The sequence below is a fragment of the Serratia sp. J2 genome (assembly GCF_046269175.1).
Taxonomy (GTDB): Bacteria; Pseudomonadota; Gammaproteobacteria; order Enterobacterales; family Enterobacteriaceae; genus Chania; species Chania fonticola_C.
Genome location: NZ_JBKABN010000015.1, coordinates 61526 through 78427, shown reverse-complemented (window position 1 = coordinate 78427; position 16902 = coordinate 61526). Strand labels below are relative to the sequence as shown.

Here is a 16902-nt window from a genome sequence, read left to right as displayed (position 1 = left end):
CAGGCTCCGTGGTTAAACAATCAGTTGCTGTAACTGCTGGCAGGCATCGTCGTAGCCGCTGCGCTCGAAGATGCCCTGTTGCAGATAGGCTTCCATCTGCGGATATAGCGTCATGGCTTTGTCCAGCAGCGGATCGCTGCCTGCGGCGTAGGCTCCTACACTGATCAGATCGCGGTTACGTTGGTAACTGGCCAGCATCTGTTTGAAATTACGTACCCGCCGGTAATGCTCCTCATCGATCAGCGAGGTCATGGCTCGGCTGATCGAGGCTTCAATATCGATGGCGGGGTAGTGGCCCGCCTCTGCCAAGCGCCGGGAGAGCACCACATGGCCATCTAGAATGGCGCGTGCCGAATCGGCAATCGGGTCTTGCTGGTCATCACCCTCGGTCAACACGGTATAAAAAGCGGTAATGGAACCGCCGCCGCTGATGCCGTTACCGGCACGCTCCACCAGCGCGGGTAGTTTGGCGAATACCGAAGGGGGATAGCCTTTGGTCGCTGGGGGTTCGCCGATCGCCAGGGCGATCTCACGTTGCGCCATGGCGTAGCGGGTCAGGGAATCCATAATCAGCAGCACGTGTTGGCCACGATCGCGGAAATCTTCGGCGATGCGGGTAGCGTAGGCGGCGCCCTGCATGCGCAGCAGTGGGGAAACGTCTGCCGGTGCAGCGATCACCACCGAACGGGCTCTTCCCTCGGTGCCGAGGATGTTTTCGATAAAGTCTTTCACTTCGCGGCCACGTTCGCCGATCAGCCCGACGACGATCACGTCGGCCTGGGTGTAACGCGCCATCATGCCGAGCAGTACGCTTTTACCCACGCCAGAACCGGCGAACAGGCCCATACGCTGGCCACGGCCCACGGTGAGCAGCCCGTTAATGGTGCGCACGCCCACGTCGAGAACCTGTTCGATCGGGGTGCGCTGCAACGGGTTGAACGGGGCGGTGATCAGCGGCGCACGGTAGCCGGTATCGGGTGCTGGCAGACCATCGAGCGGTTTGGCTCCGCCGTCGAGCACCCGGCCAAGCAATGCCGGGCCGAGGGGTAACTGTTTGCTGGCGCTTTGCCCTTCGGGGGAGACGCGAGCATAGACCCGAGCGCCGGGCACGATACCGTCGACTTCTTCCAGCGGCATCAGGAACAGTCGCTGGCCGTTAAAACCGACCACCTCGCTTTCTACCTCCTGCACCACACCGCTGTCATGGCGTTCGATCAGGCAGGTGGCCCCCAGCGGTAACTGCAAACCGGTGGCTTCCAGTACCAGCCCGGTAGCTCGGGTCAGGCGGCCATAGCGGCGCACCGCTGGCGCACGGGCAATGCGTTTTTCCAGACTGTCCAGCGAGTTCAGCCAGCGGCCGAGACGAACGGTCATCACAGCTCTCCCGGTGCGGCCAGACGGCACAGCTCATGCCAGCGGGTGGCCAGGCTGGCATCCAGATCGCCTTCTTCTGCGCTGACCTTGCAGCCGCCTGGATGTAACTGTCCGTCGGCCAGCAGCCGCCAGCCGTGCAGGCTGAGGGTCATGCCAAGCTGCTGCTCTACCCGTTCGTAATCATCCGGGTGTACGCGCAGCTGAGGTTTACCACTGAACATCGGTTCTTGCTGGATCAGCTGTTGGATCTGGCCGAGCAGGGCAGTACCGTCGCACACTGGTGCTTGCCCGATTACCTGTTTGGCCGCCGTCAGGGCCAGCTGCATCAGGCGTGAGGCAATCACGCTGTCGAGCGCGTCCAGCGTGTGCTGGAACTCGGTGACCAACTGTTGCCAATGTTCCGTGATCGGTTGCTGCTGCTGTTGGCCCGCCAGAATGCCTTGCTGACGGCCTTCCTCCAGCCCGGCCTGGAAACCGGCGTCATAGCCTTTCTGCTGGCCCTCGGCAAAGCCTTGTTGCTGACCTTGCTGTTGGGCCTGCAAACGCAGCATCTCCAGCCGCTGCTGTTCGTTGATGCTGTCATCCTGCGGGATGATGATCACCTCAGGCGGGCTTTCCGGTTCCAGCACCGGTTTGGGATCCGCCAGGTCGTTAAGCGACCAGGGCTGCCAGGGCAGGGTATTGAGGCGATCAGACATAGGTGTCCTCGCCACCGCCGATGATCATTTCGCCGGTTTCTGCCAGGCGGCGTACCACCAACAGGATAGCCTTCTGTTCGTTCTCCACCTGCGACATGCGCACCGGGCCACGGTTGGCCAGATCGTCGCGCAGGATATCGGCGGCACGTTGCGACATGTTCTTGAGGAACTTCTCGCGCAGCGGCTGTTCGGCCCCTTTCAAAGCGATCAACAGGGATTCGCTTTCCACGTCCTGCAACAGGCGCTGGATGCTGCGGTCGTCCACTTCGACCAGGTTTTCGAACAGGAACATTTCGTCGATGATCTTCTGCGCCAGCTCGCCGTCGTAGTCGCGCATGGCACCGATAACCGCCTCTTCCTGCTGGGTTTTCATCAGGTTGATAATCTCGGCGGCGGTACGGACGCCCCCCATTTTGCTGCGCTTGAGGTTCTGGCCGTCCAGCAGATTGTTCAGCACTTCGGTCAGCTCTGCCAAGGCGTCCGGTTGTACACCGCCGAAGGTGGCGATACGCAGCATCACGTCGTTGCGCAGGCGCTCCTCGAACTGTGCCAGGATATCCGCCGCCTGGCCGCGCTTGAGGTGAACCAGAATGGTGGCAATGATCTGCGGGTGTTCGTCGCGGATCAGATCGGCCGCGCTCTGCGGTTCCATAAAGTTGAGCGTTTCCATGCCGGAGGTGTCTTCGCGTGATTCGAGAATATCCTCCAACAGACTGCTGGCACGTTCTTCACCCAAGGCTTTAACCAGCACCGATCGCAGGTAGTCGCTGGCATTGACACTCAGCGCGGCATACTGTTCGGCATCGTCTTCAAACTCGCTGAGGACTTCCCCCAGCTGTTTGTGAGACACCTGACGCATGCTGGCCATGGTGCCACTCAACTGCTGCACTTCCCGTGACGAGAGGTGCTTGAAGACTTCGGCGGCGCGATCTTCACCCAGCGTCATTAGCAGGATGGCGCTCTTTTCGGTACCTGTCAGGCTCATAGTTCGTTACTCATCCATTGACGGATCACCAGGGCGACCACGCGTGGATCTTTATCTGCCAGTTCGCGGATCCGCTGGCCCTGGACTTCAGCATTGACGCGCTGCTGTGATTTCTTATGCAGCGCCTGCTCTTCATGACTTGGCTTATTGACCTCAGCCGGGCGGCTAGCTGGTGCCTTGGCAGCAGTAACCGCGGCCTGTTGTGCGATCTGACGGCTTTGCAGCTGCGGACGAACCAGCTTGCGCCACAAAATCCAGGCTACCAGCAGCACCAGCAAATAACGGCCTGCGTTGAACAACTGATCGATAAACGACTGTGACTGCCAGAAAGGCAACTCGCCGCCGGTCTGCTCGACATCGTTGAACGGGGTGTTGACCACGTTAAGCGTATCGCCACGGCTGCTGGAGTAACCCATCGCTTCACGGACCAGTGACTCCACCTGGGCCAACTGCTCTTTGCTCATCGGCTGCGGTTTGCCGTCTTTATCGGTACCCAGGGTGTTGAGCACCACGGCGACCGACAGGCGTTCCACCGCTCCAGCCTTGTGCTGGGTATGACGAATGGTGCGATCCACCTCGTAGTTGGTGGTTTCATCACGGCGACTGTTTTGCGCTACGTTACCACTAGCCCCGGTTCGCGTGCTGTTATTGGCATTGTTTGCCGTGGCAGGAGTATTAGTATTACCCGCAGCCGTAGTTTTTGGTGTTTCTATCGGTGCAGTCGGTGCTGCACTCGGCTGGTTGGAAAGGGCACCCGGTACGCCGCCAATCTGTTGCCCGCCGTTCTGTTCACTCTGGCTGAGCTGTCTGGAGCGTATCGCGGATTTATCCGGCTGCTGGTTGGGCTGGTACTGTTCGTCGGTTTGCTCACGGGTGGAGAAATCGATTTGTGCCGTTACTTGTGCACGCACGTTCGCGCTGCCGACGATCGGTGCCAGAATGGCTTCAATACGACGCTGATAGCGGCTCTCAACCTCATTGGCGTACTTCAGCTGTGCGGCATTGAGATCGCGTCCGGTGCCGTCGGATTGGGTCAGTAAGCGGCCAGCCTGATCGACCACCGTGACGTTGCCCGGCGGTAAACCGGCCACGCTGCTGGACACCATATACACCACGGCATTGATCTGGCCGTCGTCCAGGGTGCGGCCTGGTTGCAGCGTTAGCGTCACGGAAGCTGAAGGGTTCTTTTGTTCGCGTACAAACAGCGAAGGCTTAGGCAGTGCCAGATGCACACGGGCATTCTGTACCGGCCCCAGGGATTCGATAGTGCGTGACAGTTCGCCTTCCAGCGCGCGCTGGTAGTTGATCTGTTCGCTGAACTGGCTGATGCCAAATTTTTCCTGATCCAGCAGCTCAAAGCCGACGGCCCCACCCTTAGGCAGCCCCTGTTGCGCCAGACGCAGGCGGGTTTCATGCACCTTTTCCGCCGGGATCATCAACGCCGAGCCGTTCTCGGTAAAGCGATAGGGGATGTTCATCTGCGTGAGTTGCGTGACGATGGCGCCGCCGTCGCGATCGTTGAGATTGCTGTACAGCACGCGGTAATCCGGGCTTTTGGCCCATAGCGTCAGCGCAACCACGATGGCGATCGCCGCCGAGGCCGCGATCAGCAGTGGAATTTTAGGGTTGGCACGCAGGCGATTCCATAGGGCCAGCAGGCCGTTATCACGGCTTTCACCATTCATGCTGGTACCCACTCTGGTGGGTTCGAGGTATGGCTAGCGTTGTTGAGTGATGACAAAACAGACTCCCTGAATACACAGTTCTTTACGGCCTAACAAAAGCGCCCCCATTTTTGGGCATGCCATTATTTGCTCTTGGGACCAATTTTGATGGCCCGATAAACCGGTGTTTTTGCAGTTAATTAGCCGCTTTAGCCGGAAAACACTGTGGTAGGGTGTGCAGCATCGGGATCATGCAGGTGAATGAAGGCGCGGTTTTCCCGTCGTCTTTCAGACCACCGCATGAAATCCATAGGCTATGAATGAAGTGACGAGGTCATGATGGCAATTCAGGGTATTGAAGGAGTGGTGCAGCAGTTGCAAGCCACGGCAGTTCAGGCCGGAGCGCTGCGACAAAACGATCCGGTGCAGGGAGCAAGCTTTGCCAATGAGTTAAAGGCGGCTCTCGGTAAGATCAGCGAGACTCAACAAACTGCACGCCAGCAAGCACAGGATTTTGAATTGGGTGTGCCGGGGATCAGTTTGAACGACGTGATGGTCGATCTGCAAAAATCTTCGGTTTCTTTGCAACTGGGAGTGCAGGTGCGTAATAAACTGGTTGCGGCTTATCAAGACGTCATGAATATGGCGGTGTAGGGGTAAATAAAGGGTGGCTATAGCACACAACAGATAATCTGTTCTGTATTGGCGTAAGCCTCCCTAATGTGATTTTCTCTGATTTTCGGCCCGTTTTCCCAATCAATAAATCATGGCGAGCCGGTGTCTTGAGCGTCGGCGGTGTTTTTTATGGGCGACGCCAATCTTTTTACTATCAATAACTTTGGCGTGTTTCTTAAAGGAAAAAAGGCATAAAACAGTCAGCGATGCTACCAAATACTCCATTATCTTATCCTCCTTGAATTGGTTAATTAAGCTAATATTTGTAGTTATTGTCCTGAATGTCAATTAACCGGTGTGCAAATTAGATATATCCTTATGGCCCCCAGGAGCTATCTTATATTTTTAAGTGGAGTCGTTCTCTGTCACTCGTAGCCCACGTAAAAAGTATTGGCTGACGGTGAGGCGATTGAGTCTCATTCAAGCACTGGCACAGAACCGCGAACTGTGTAACTTAAAGAAATACCTCTGTTTTATTGAAAGACCTAATTCCTATTGTGCGGTAGTTGTTATTTTTTTCGATCGTGCTTTGGAGTAGGCTGATGCCGTTGTGGATAAGACGAACGATACACGGCTTTGGCAAGGATGTTATTTTCTCTATGGAAATAATCGCGCTAATAGTATTTATTCGGGAAAGGTGATGAGCACTAAAAGTGAAGTAAGATGGCGTTTTTTCAGTATTGTCATGTTAATTGTGTTGGCCGTATTGACCTATGCGTTAGTTAAACTCAACTGATGTACGGGCCACTCAGGGTGGCCTTAGTCACATCCTCAGCCTGCCGTTGTTAAAATCAGCACTTATTCCTCTACCGTGTTTAGCCATGGATATGCCGGGGGCTGCACGGCGGTGGGCTGCATAATTCGCTGGTGCCCACGGATGGCGGTAGGCGCGAAGCCGAATCGCTTACGAAAGCGTTCGGCAAACCGGGAAGAACTCTCGTAGCTCACATATTGTGCAATGGCGGAAATCGGCCAGTCTGTGGCCTGCAATAAGAGCAGCGCGCGGCTCATACGTACGTCGATCATCAGGCTGCGCAAGGCGCTATTCTCCGCCGACAGTTTACGCCGCAGCACCACCTCGCTCATCATCAGATTTTCAGCCACTTCGGCGGCGGTCCAAATCCGTTGCGGATCGCTTGCCAGCAAGCGGCGCACCTGCTGGGTCAGATTATTGGCTTCCTGGTGAATAAAGCGAATCCCCAGGTGTGCCAGCCACAGTAGGATTTCGCACATTTTATGGTGGATAATCATCTGGGGAAAACGATCGTGCAGCGTCAGTGCCAGTGCAGCGGTTTCAAAACTGTGCAAAAACGGGCAGGGCAGCTTCGTCAGCGTAGTGACGCCGGTGAAAGGGATAGGCGGCGGCGCGATAGGCGCATTGGCTAGCGTATCAAACAGCAAGGGATCGCAAATCAGCAGTTGGCAACTGAATATTCCACTGTCTGAAAGGCTATTAATCACATCGGCGGTTAGCCCACCTTCTACGATCAACAGCTCCCCAGCGCGAGCTACCACCTCCCGCTGCTGCCACCGTATACGTGTTTGCCCTTGTTGGATCAAAAACAGATGCGTCTGCTCAAAATAGAGCGACGGAAGTCGCAGTTCAGTATGCTGAATGATGTGTGCTGAGGCACCGATCCCAGGACAAAAATTAATTAAGCGTTCCATCAATATTCATTTCATCGTTATTATCTACGAATATCTTTACGCTTTGCTGGGGGATGGAGCAACATTTTTTCGCCTGTTGCCGATCACAACTCGGTAATTTACTTGTCAAGAATCAGTTTCCTGTTGAACAGAAAACGTCCGTGTCGGGATAAGTGTTATCCATTAAATCGGCAATAGTGCCAGCGGTTTGCATTTTCATGCATTACCTGCCATACGAATTATTCAAATCTCATGCGTTTATATTATGGTGCAACGGGATAATAATAGTGTTTTATCCTATTAATTACTTAGGATAGACGGTAAAACATAAGATTTATCTTGGTTGCGGCTCACCAAGCAGCAAAGCGCGGTCATGGAATTGACCGTAGGTGCTGTTGACCACGCTCTGGCGGGTAGACTGCCCGATCAACACCGTTAATTCGTCCATGCGTAGTTGCATCAGTCGCTTCAGTTCGGTTTCGTTGTTGAGGATTTGCTGCAATTTACCGCGTAAAATATCCTGCAAGCTCGAAGATGGCTCAGGGATACCCGCCAGTTGGGCGGTTTTTTCTACCGCCTGTACATAGACGATCTCCATTTCAATCAGCGCATCCCACTGGCCAGCCTGCGCCAGGGTGATCATCTGCTCGCTCAGGGTATGGATCTGTTGATAGGCCGATAGCAGTTGTTGGTGGTGTTCCATTATACGCCGTCCTGAACGGGTTGATAATTGGGGCCAATTTGGCGCCAGGCGTCGGCAATGTTCTCCAGCAGCCCGCTGACTTCGTCAAGGGCCGCGACATCGTTGTGCAGGTTGGCCTGCATCAGACGGCGTTTCATATAATCATATAAGGCTGCGAGATTATCGGCGATCTCCCCTCCCTGTTCATGGTTGAGGCCATTTTTTAGCCCGTTATCAATGATATTAATCGCTTTTGAGATCGCCAGCCCCTTGCCGGCGATATTCCCCTGATTCATCAGGATGCGTGCACGAAGCAGGGCGCTAAGCGCCCCGTCGAATAGCATCACGATGAGCTGGTGCGGGCTGGCACCCATCACGCCACTTTCTACACTAACCTGGGCGTAAGCCTGGGTTCCGCTGCGGTTGTACATGCTATTTTACCTGGTTAACGCGCCTATTTAGACGTGAACTGTTGGGTTAAATAATTACTGGTACCATTCAGTTTCGACATCATGGTATCCAACTGAACAAATTGCTGTTTGTAACGATCGATGGAGCTTTGAATGCTTTCGGTCACGCGGGTGATTTGAGTATTCAAACGGTCGAGGTTGGTATTGATACTCTTGGTCGAGTTCTCAATCACGCCACCGGCCTTGATATAGTTTTGGATCTCATTGTGGATTTCCGTCGCCATACCGCTCTCCTTGCCATCACCCGCGAAGAAATTGGCTACCTGATCGGGTTTTTCATCGATCGCTTTTTTCAACTTTTCGCTGTCCAATTCCAGCTTGCCGGTTTTGGTATTGGTGGTAATACCCAGGTTACCCAAGCCTTTCAGCTCCGGGTTGTCCTGTGCGGCGCTCAGCGCGCTCTTAATGGAGGATTGGATGCCGCGCAGCGTGTTGTCGCCCAGCAATGCTCCGTTTTTGGCGCTCTGCTCTTCGCCACTTTTCACCGGGGTGTATTTGGTCAGGGAATTGAAGGTATCCAATAGCGAGTTATAGCTATCAACCCAAGCCTTGACCTTGTCCGAGGTGCCGCTTTTATCACCGGTGACCACCAGGTTCTGCGGTTCGCCCGGTTTGGTGGTGGTTTTCAGATCCAGCGTCACCCCTTGCAGGGCGTCGGCGACCGAATTGGTGCTGCGCTTGATGGTGGTGCCGTTAATGGTCAACTCGGCATCTTGGCCTTTGACCGTTTCCTTCATCGCGTTGCTGGTGCTGGTAGGATCATAATTTAAGATCGCCCCCAGTTTATCGTCATTATTAACCTGCACCTTGACCGTATTTTTTTCGCCGGTGGTGGAGGAGCTGATGGCCAACTGATAGTCGTTGTCACCCACGCGCATGATGGTGGCGTTCACCCCGGCTTTGGCGCCGTTAATCGCATCACGCATTTCCAGCAGTGAGGTTTGATCGTCACCTAGCGGGATTTTGACCTCTTTGGGAGGGTTGCCGGCGGTGATCGAAATCGAACGATCGCTGGCGCCGCTAGTGCCCAGCTTTTCCGCTTGATCTTTAATATCGGCCTTTGTCGTCAAGGTTTGCGGCTGTGCCAGGTGCAGCACCTCGACGCTATAGTTACCCGGGACCGATTTGGCGGTGGTAGTCACGTTAAACTGATCGTGAGTGGTGGCGGTAGTATTGTTAAAGAATTCTGGCTTGGCCAAATCCTTGCTCAGGTTATCGAATTTTTCCAGTGAGCTTTTCAGCGTGCCGTAGGCGGTCAGCTTGGCGTTATAGCTGGTTTGCTGAGTAGTATAAGGTGTCAGACGTTGTTGTTCCGCCTTGGTCAGCTTGTCCAGCAAGCCGTTGAGGTCCAGCCCTGAGCCGATGCCTAATGAACTAATCGATGCCATTCGTGATTCTCCTATGGTCAATGACTTTTACGCTCTATGCGTTATCGGCTCAGTATTCAAAAAGTTTACGGATAAATAGAAAAAACGATGGCGCAGTAGAAGAGGGAAAAACAGCGTTATTCGCGCCATTGGCGAAAAGTGAAAAAAACGCAAAAAAAATCTAAAGGTTGTGGGGGGAGCGCCGATACCTGAGGAGACGGTGGTTGACGCCGTGGACCAACAAGGTCCGAACCCTTTAATTGTGAATGCGAACGTCGCAACTGATTCGTAAGGAAAGCAAATTATGGCACAAGTAATTAATACCAACAGCCTGTCGTTGATGGCGCAGAACAACCTGAACAAATCTCAGTCTTCTCTGGGGACCGCTATCGAGCGTCTGTCTTCCGGTCTGCGTATCAACAGCGCGAAGGATGATGCTGCGGGTCAGGCGATCTCTAACCGTTTCACCGCTAACATCAAGGGCCTGACTCAGGCTTCCCGTAACGCTAACGACGGTATCTCTCTGGCGCAGACCACTGAAGGCGCACTGAACGAAGTCAACGACAACCTGCAGAACATCCGTCGTCTGACCGTGCAGTCTCAGAACGGTTCTAACTCATCCAGCGACCTGCAGTCAATCCAGGATGAAATCTCTCAGCGTCTGAACGAAATCAACCGTATTTCAGAGCAAACCGACTTCAACGGCGTGAAAGTGTTGAGCAGCGATCAGAAACTGACCATTCAGGTTGGTGCCAACGATGGTGAAACCATCGATATCGATCTGAAAGATATCAATGCTAAAACTCTGGGCTTGGATAAATTCAGCGTAGCAAACCCAATCGATACTGCCAAAGTGGGCGGAACAGCATTGACTGCTGTTGATAAAATGGGGCCACCGGCTATTCAGGCTGATGCGAATGGCACGCCAAAAACCAGCGATAGCAAGCTTTACACTACGAATGGCACCGATTTCTTTGTAAAAGCTACCGATGGCTCTATTTACGATGCCGCTGTTGCCGCTGACGGTAAAGTGACCTGGGATTCTACCACTGCGACAGCTAAGTCTACCGCTGGGATCAAGGAACAGGCTCAAGTTAAAGTTGGTACCACCACCGTTAGTGGTTTAACTGGCAGCGATGAACTGCATTCCTATACCGATCCGGCTGGTAAAGCGGGTTATATGATCAAAGGTAAGGATGACAACGGTAACGACGCTTACTATGCAGCTACTGTAGATGCATCTGGCAAAGTAACCAAAGGCGCGCAACAGTCTACCGATCCAAAAACTGTCGACCCACTGGCAACTCTGGACAAAGCTCTGTCACAAGTTGACGGCCTGCGTTCTTCTCTGGGTGCGGTACAGAACCGTTTCGATTCTGTAATCAACAACCTGAACAGCACCGTTAACAACCTGTCTGCTTCCCAGTCTCGTATTCAGGATGCTGACTACGCGACCGAAGTGTCCAACATGAGCCGTGCCAACATCCTGCAACAGGCTGGCACCTCTGTTCTGGCCCAGGCTAACCAGTCTACCCAGAACGTACTGACCCTGCTGCGTTAATCGACTCTCTCCGATTAGCCTTGTCATCCAAACCCTGCTTCGGCAGGGTTTTTTGTCTTCTGCTGCCGTCTGGGTTTTTACATGGCACAAATAAAGCCCGTTTTGTACGGCTGTTCAGACGATTGGTATTGCGCCTGCTACGGATAATAGTCATGACTCCGTTATCCGCAGGTTAGACATAGTGAGCGATCTGTATACCGCCGAAGGCGTCATGGACAAAAATTCTCTCTGGCTGCGCTACGTTCCGCTAGTGCGCCACGAGGCGTTGCGCCTGCAGGTTCGGCTGCCCGCCAGCGTGGAACTGGACGATCTGCTGCAAGCAGGGGGAATAGGGCTGTTGAACGCCGTTGAGCGTTACGATGCCCTACAAGGAACGGCCTTCACGACCTATGCCGTGCAGCGTATTCGCGGTGCAATGCTCGACGAGTTGCGTAGCCGCGACTGGGTGCCGCGCAGCGTACGCCGCAATGCTCGGGAAGTGGCGCGCATGATGCAGCAGTTGGAACAGCGGCTTGGCCGCCCGGCCAGCGAAGTGGAGGTGGCACAGGGGCTGGATGTCTCGCTGGACGAGTATCGCCAGATCCTGCTGGACACCAATAATAGTCAGCTATTTTCCTACGACGAATGGCAGGAAGAGCATGGCGACAGTGCCGAACCGGTGCTGGAAGGTCATGAGGCTGCCAATCCGCTGCATCAACTGTTGGAAGGCAATCTGCGCCAGCGGGTGATCGACGCCATCGAGGCGCTGCCGGAACGCGAAAAACTGGTACTGACGTTGTATTACCAGGAGGAGTTGAATCTGAAGGAAATTGGCGCAGTGCTTGATGTGGGTGAGTCGCGAGTCAGCCAGTTGCACAGCCAGGCGATTAAACGCCTGCGGGCACGTCTGGCCCAGGACTCCTGAACCCCAAAGCCTGCCTCCCTAACCAACCTGATTACTGCCGCAATAAATGGACTGCAAATGATGCCAGGAAAACAGTTGAAGAAACGGCCACTCAGCCGCTACCTGAAAGATTATAAACACAGCCAAACCCATTGCTCCCAGTGCGAGAAGGTGCTTGACCGCATGGCGCTGGTGTTCCGTGGCAAGATCATCAATAAGGAAGCCATCGCCCGGATGGATCAGCCGATTGACGATCTGGTCTGGCAAAACGTGCAAAGCGAGTTGACCGCGCTATGCCGTTTTTGTAGTGAAATCTCCTGTAATAGTCACCCCAGCTACTTCGACATCATGGCGTTTAAACAGTATCTGTTTGAACAAACCGAGATGAACCACAGCACCATCCGTGAATATGTCGTGCGCCTGCGGCGCCTGGATGAAATGCTGGTGGCACACAACTATCCTGCCGATCAGTTTGCCAGTGCGTTCAACCATCAGCGTATTATTGACGATCTGCCACCGGCGGTGAGCGATAACTACCGCATTGCGCTGCGTAAATACGACCAGTACCTGGCCTGGCAAAAAAGCTACTGAGTGATCTGACCCGGTCGGTTGGCCGGGTTACCTTGCACCCACCCCCACGAATAAAGAGTGATTATTCAGAGCACATCTGATAAATCTATCACTCAAACACCGTTATTTTATTCCCTGGGGGAAGTTGTGGATCTGCAACAGCAACTGGCGCAATTCCCGCGCCTGGATTTGGTTGGCTCTGCCACGCCGCTCGAAAAGTTATCCCGCCTTTCAGACTACCTTGGCCGCGACATTTACATCAAACGTGACGATGTCACGCCGATGGCAATGGGTGGCAACAAGCTGAGAAAGCTCGAGTTTTTAGCCGCCGACGCGGTACGCCAAGGGGCCGACACCCTGGTTACCGCCGGTGCCATTCAATCCAACCACGTTCGCCAGACCGCCGCCGTGGCGGCCAAGCTCGGCCTGCAATGCGTTGCGCTGTTGGAAAACCCCATCGATACCAAAGCGGAAAACTACCTCAGTAACGGTAATCGCCTGCTGCTCGATCTGTTCAATGTTGAAGTGGTGATGTGCGATGCCTTGCACGATCCGCAGATGCAACTTGCCGATCTGGCCACACGTTTGGAAGCCCAAGGTTTCCGTCCTTATGTCATCCCCGTAGGTGGTTCCAACGCGCTCGGCTCATTGGGCTATGTGCAGTGTGCGCTGGAAATTGCCGCGCAAAGCCATGGCGTTACCTTCAGTTCGATCGTGGTGGCATCCGGCAGTGCCGGGACGCACGCCGGTCTGGCGGTGGGGCTACAGCAACTGCTGCCGGAGAGCGAACTGATTGGCGTGACCGTTTCCCGCAAGGTGATCGATCAGCTACCGAAGGTTGAACAGTTGCAAAAGGCGGTCGCCTGTTCGCTGGATATTGACGAGTTGGCCCCCATTACCCTGTGGGATGACTATTTTGCCCCGCAGTACGGTATGCCGAATGACGAAGGTATGGCGGCGGTGAAGCTGCTGGCGCAGCAGGAAGGTGTGCTGCTGGACCCGGTCTATACTGGTAAGGCGATGGCGGGGTTGATTGATGGTATCAGCCAGAAACGTTTTCGCGATGAAGGTCCGATCCTGTTTGTGCACACTGGTGGAGCTCCTGCGCTGTTCGCCTATCACCCGCAGGTCTGATGCCGAGCACAGTTGTTATTCCATTTAGAACTATAGTTATTAGGTTATATTCCTTTATGAAGTGCTTATGACTGTTAAAGTCATGAAATCAAAAAGATAAACAACAGATGGGGTGTCTATGGTCTTTTCAAAATTTCGTCGTCAACTGCTGCTGGGGGTGATGGCCGTGGCGCTGACCACCGGCTTGAACGTGAAAACCTACGCGGCCGATAACCTGCTCGATCAGGTCAAGCAGCGCGGCACGCTGATCGTTGGGCTGGAAGGCACCTATCCGCCGTTCAGCTTCCAGGGCGAGGACGGCAAACTGACCGGCTTCGAGGTGGATTTTGCTAATGCACTGGCGGAACATCTGGGGGTGAAGGCCAAGCTCAATCCAACCAAATGGGATGGCATGTTAGCCTCGTTGGAGTCCAAGCGTATCGACGTGGTGATCAATCAGGTTACCATCTCCGATGAGCGTAAGAAAAAGTACGATTTCTCTACCCCATACACCGTTTCCGGTATCCAGGCGCTGGTGAAGAAAGGCAATGAAGGCATTATTACCAAGGCCGATGACCTGAAGGGTAAAAAGGTCGGCGTGGGCCTGGGCACCAACTACGAACAGTGGCTGCGTGACAACGTACAGGGTGTTGATGTGCGTACCTACGACGATGACCCAACCAAATATCAGGATCTGCGCGTAGGCCGCATTGATGCCATTTTGGTCGACCGTCTGGCGGCGTTGGATCTGGTGAAGAAAACCGGTGATACGCTGGCCGTCGCTGGCCCGGCATTCTCTCGCCAGGAAGCAGGCGTAGCGGTACGTAAAAACAATCCGGAACTGCTGGCCGCTATCAATCAGGCGATTGCCGAAATGCAGAAAGACGGGACGTTGGCGAAGATCTCTGAAAAATGGTTTGGCGCGGACGTAACTAAATAATGCAAGAGAGTATTCAACTGGCGCTGGATTCAGCGCCATTTTTATTACGGGGTGCGCTGTTGACCCTCCAGCTCAGTCTGGGTGGTATGGCGCTCGGTTTGATCCTCGGTTTTTTGCTGGCGCTGATGCGCCTTTCGCCGTTATGGCCGATCTCCTGGCTGTCACGCATCTACGTTTCCCTGTTTCGCGGTACGCCGCTGATCGCCCAGCTGTTTATGATCTATTACGGCTTACCGCAGTTTGGCATTGAGCTGGATCCGTTCCCGGCGGCATTAATCGGCCTTTCGTTAAACACCGCCGCCTATACATCGGAAACGCTGCGTGCGGCGATTTCCTCGATCGACAAAGGGCAGTGGGAAGCAGCGGCCAGTATCGGCATGACGCCCTGGCAGACCCTGCGCCGGGTGATCCTGCCGCAGGCGGCTCGCACCGCGCTGCCTCCGTTGGGCAACAGCTTTATCGGTTTGGTCAAGGATACCTCGCTGGCGGCGACCATTCAGGTGCCGGAGCTGTTCCGTCAGGCGCAACTGATCACCTCACGTACGCTGGAAGTGTTCGCCATGTATCTGGCGGCATCGCTGATCTACTGGGTGATGGCCACCTTGCTTTCCGCGTTGCAGAACCGTCTGGAAGCGCACGTTAACCGTCAGGATCAGGAGTAGCCGATGAGCGCCATCGAAGTCAGACAGTTGGTTAAAAAGTTCAAAGGGCAGACCGTATTGCACGGGATCGATCTTGAGGTGAACGCGGGTGAAGTGGTGGCGATTATCGGGCCTAGTGGTTCCGGTAAGACGACTTTGCTACGCAGCATCAACCTGCTGGAAGTGCCGGATTCTGGCACTATCCGTGTCGGTGACATCTTGATCGACAGCGCTCGCCCGCTGAGCAAACAAAAAAATCAGGTACGGGCCCTGCGCCAGCAGGTGGGCTTTGTGTTTCAGAGCTTCAACCTGTTTCCCCACCGTTCGGTGCTGGAAAACATCATCGAAGGACCGGTGATCGTTAAAGGAGAGGCCAAGGCCAGCGCTGAAAAGCTGGCGCGTGTCCTGCTGGCAAAAGTGGGGCTGAGCGGTAAAGAACAGGCTTACCCTAAACGTTTGTCCGGCGGTCAGCAGCAGCGCGTAGCCATTGCCAGGGCGTTAGCGATGCAGCCCGAGGTCATTTTGTTTGATGAACCGACCTCTGCGCTGGATCCTGAACTGGTTGGCGAAGTGCTCAATACCATTCGCGCCTTGGCAGAAGAGAAACGCACCATGGTGATCGTCACCCACGAAATGAGCTTTGCCCGTGACGTGGCCGATCGCGCCATTTTTATGGATCATGGCCGCATTGTCGAGCAGGGGCCCGCGAAGGCGTTGTTCGCCAACCCGCAGCATCAGCGCACCAAGCAGTTTCTGGATAAGTTTCTCAATCAGTGATCTTGTCAGGGGGCGATGCCCCCTTAACCCCGTTATCCTGCCTTTAACAACTCATTACGCGCTGCGGCGGCGAGAAATGCACTGCGGCTGCCATAGCCCGGGTGCTGCTGCACCAGCGAATCAATACGGTTGAGCAGCCTGTGGGGCAACGTGATATTGATGCGTTCTGCCCGGCCATCGAATTTGTCCATATTGATATCCACCAGTAACCACTGGCCGCCATTAAGGGCGTCGTTGCCCTGAGCCAGATGGAAGGACACTGCTTGTGGGCGTGGAATGGCCTGATTCTCTTCGCTCAATAATTCAAAGTGGGCATCCAGCGCGCTTTTGGCATCCTGGAAGGTTTGATCGAGACTGTCTCCAGCAAAGTAGCAGCCTGGCACATCGGGAAAAAAGCCGCTGGCGCTGCCATCTGGCTCGGCATGTATATAAGCGGGATAAAACATAGTGTTACCTCGTCATTGCGAAATGGTCTAGGAATTAAGCAACCCTGCATCCTTCATGATTTGCCGCAGCGTTTCCAATTTCACCTCCTTATTGGGATGAGGCACGGTGATCACCAACGGTGAGTTGGGGTGTTTGAATTGATGGTGGCTGCCTTTGATCCGTTGTAAAACCCAACCATGGCTTTCGAGTCGTTTAATCAGTTCTGAACTTTTCACCTATTCATCCCTCATGATACACACCATACACATTTATTGGCAAGGAGATGAATACGGTATCGGCTGACTTTTATGCAGGCAATAAAAAGCCCCGTGTCAATGCTGGGTTTACGAAGAGGCTCGCAACGTAGATGCTGACAAACTTCAACCGGTGCAAAACGTAGGGGGGCTGCATACTGTTCCCCCCTTCGGT

Annotated in this window: 18 protein-coding genes; 8 read left to right on the top strand and 10 right to left on the bottom strand. The window is 54.3% G+C overall.

Annotated features, from left to right (window positions below):
• Window positions 1-12 precede the first annotated feature (12 nt).
• Genes fliI through fliF form a run of 4 tightly spaced genes read right to left on the bottom strand, consistent with a single transcriptional unit; the run spans window position 13 to window position 4742 of the window.
• Window positions 13-1374 carry a flagellar protein export ATPase FliI gene (gene fliI / locus ACKWMY_RS16365; RefSeq protein ID WP_021805706.1) on the bottom strand — a complete coding sequence of 454 codons (1362 nt, stop codon included), beginning with the start codon at window positions 1372-1374 and terminating at the stop codon, window positions 13-15.
• A complete protein-coding gene (gene fliH, locus ACKWMY_RS16360; RefSeq protein WP_021180959.1) occupies window positions 1374-2072 on the bottom strand; it encodes a flagellar assembly protein FliH in 699 nt (232 codons plus the stop codon). Before fliH ends, fliI begins: the two co-directional genes overlap by 1 nt.
• Window positions 2065-3057, bottom strand: coding sequence for a flagellar motor switch protein FliG (fliG, locus tag ACKWMY_RS16355; protein ID WP_024486395.1), 993 nt, complete (start codon window positions 3055-3057; stop codon window positions 2065-2067). Before fliG ends, fliH begins: the two co-directional genes overlap by 8 nt.
• Window positions 3054-4742 (bottom strand): flagellar basal-body MS-ring/collar protein FliF, encoded by a 1689-nt coding sequence (gene fliF, locus ACKWMY_RS16350; RefSeq protein ID WP_211136348.1) that lies wholly within the window; start codon window positions 4740-4742, stop codon window positions 3054-3056. Before fliF ends, fliG begins: the two co-directional genes overlap by 4 nt.
• Window positions 4743-5060: 318 nt before the next feature.
• Between fliF and fliE the strand changes: the two genes are divergently transcribed.
• A complete protein-coding gene (gene fliE / locus ACKWMY_RS16345) occupies window positions 5061-5375 on the top strand; it encodes a flagellar hook-basal body complex protein FliE (RefSeq protein ID WP_024528887.1) in 315 nt (104 codons plus the stop codon).
• Window positions 5376-6194: 819 nt separating this feature from the next.
• On the opposite strand, the gene ACKWMY_RS16340 is transcribed toward fliE, so the two are convergent.
• The 4 genes from ACKWMY_RS16340 to fliD form a co-directional block, all read right to left on the bottom strand.
• On the bottom strand, window positions 6195-7064 hold the full coding sequence (locus tag ACKWMY_RS16340; protein WP_024528886.1) for a helix-turn-helix transcriptional regulator: 870 nt from the start codon (window positions 7062-7064) through the stop codon (window positions 6195-6197).
• Between the two features lie 313 nt (window positions 7065-7377).
• The gene (gene fliT / locus ACKWMY_RS16335) at window positions 7378-7746 is read right to left on the bottom strand and encodes a flagella biosynthesis regulatory protein FliT (protein ID WP_024528885.1); all 369 of its coding nucleotides are present in this window, start codon (window positions 7744-7746) and stop codon (window positions 7378-7380) included.
• A complete protein-coding gene (fliS, locus tag ACKWMY_RS16330; RefSeq protein ID WP_024528884.1) occupies window positions 7746-8156 on the bottom strand; it encodes a flagellar export chaperone FliS in 411 nt (136 codons plus the stop codon). Before fliS ends, fliT begins: the two co-directional genes overlap by 1 nt.
• Before the next feature lie 23 nt (window positions 8157-8179).
• Window positions 8180-9583 (bottom strand): flagellar filament capping protein FliD, encoded by a 1404-nt coding sequence (gene fliD, locus ACKWMY_RS16325; RefSeq protein WP_024528883.1) that lies wholly within the window; start codon window positions 9581-9583, stop codon window positions 8180-8182.
• 283 nt (window positions 9584-9866) lie between these two features.
• On the opposite strand from fliD, the gene ACKWMY_RS16320 reads away from it, so the two are divergent.
• From ACKWMY_RS16320 to tcyN, 7 genes are all read left to right on the top strand, one after another.
• Window positions 9867-11123 carry a FliC/FljB family flagellin gene (locus tag ACKWMY_RS16320; protein WP_024528882.1) on the top strand — a complete coding sequence of 419 codons (1257 nt, stop codon included), beginning with the start codon at window positions 9867-9869 and terminating at the stop codon, window positions 11121-11123.
• A gap of 181 nt (window positions 11124-11304) precedes the next feature.
• A complete protein-coding gene (locus tag ACKWMY_RS16315; RefSeq protein ID WP_024528881.1) occupies window positions 11305-12027 on the top strand; it encodes an RNA polymerase sigma factor FliA in 723 nt (240 codons plus the stop codon).
• Between the two features lie 60 nt (window positions 12028-12087).
• Complete coding sequence (gene fliZ / locus ACKWMY_RS16310; protein WP_024528880.1) at window positions 12088-12597, top strand: flagella biosynthesis regulatory protein FliZ; 510 nt, start codon at window positions 12088-12090, stop codon at window positions 12595-12597.
• A gap of 126 nt (window positions 12598-12723) precedes the next feature.
• Window positions 12724-13710 (top strand): D-cysteine desulfhydrase, encoded by a 987-nt coding sequence (locus tag ACKWMY_RS16305; RefSeq protein ID WP_024528879.1) that lies wholly within the window; start codon window positions 12724-12726, stop codon window positions 13708-13710.
• A gap of 118 nt (window positions 13711-13828) precedes the next feature.
• On the top strand, window positions 13829-14629 hold the full coding sequence (gene tcyJ / locus ACKWMY_RS16300) for a cystine ABC transporter substrate-binding protein (RefSeq protein ID WP_024528878.1): 801 nt from the start codon (window positions 13829-13831) through the stop codon (window positions 14627-14629).
• A complete protein-coding gene (gene tcyL / locus ACKWMY_RS16295; protein ID WP_021180972.1) occupies window positions 14629-15291 on the top strand; it encodes a cystine ABC transporter permease in 663 nt (220 codons plus the stop codon). The genes tcyJ and tcyL overlap by 1 nt, the downstream gene beginning before the upstream one ends.
• A gap of 3 nt (window positions 15292-15294) precedes the next feature.
• Window positions 15295-16047: an L-cystine ABC transporter ATP-binding protein TcyN gene (tcyN, locus tag ACKWMY_RS16290; RefSeq protein WP_021805696.1), complete on the top strand. Its 753-nt coding sequence runs from the start codon at window positions 15295-15297 to the stop codon at window positions 16045-16047.
• Between the two features lie 32 nt (window positions 16048-16079).
• Here the strand turns inward: tcyN and ACKWMY_RS16285 are convergent, their stop codons facing one another.
• Together ACKWMY_RS16285 and ACKWMY_RS16280 are read right to left on the bottom strand one after the other, a co-directional pair.
• Entirely contained in the window at window positions 16080-16493 is a 414-nt protein-coding gene (locus ACKWMY_RS16285; RefSeq protein WP_065684215.1) for a type II toxin-antitoxin system HicB family antitoxin, read from the bottom strand.
• 27 nt (window positions 16494-16520) lie between these two features.
• Window positions 16521-16709 carry a type II toxin-antitoxin system HicA family toxin gene (locus ACKWMY_RS16280; RefSeq protein WP_211136353.1) on the bottom strand — a complete coding sequence of 63 codons (189 nt, stop codon included), beginning with the start codon at window positions 16707-16709 and terminating at the stop codon, window positions 16521-16523.
• Between the last annotated feature and the right edge of the window lie 193 nt (window positions 16710-16902).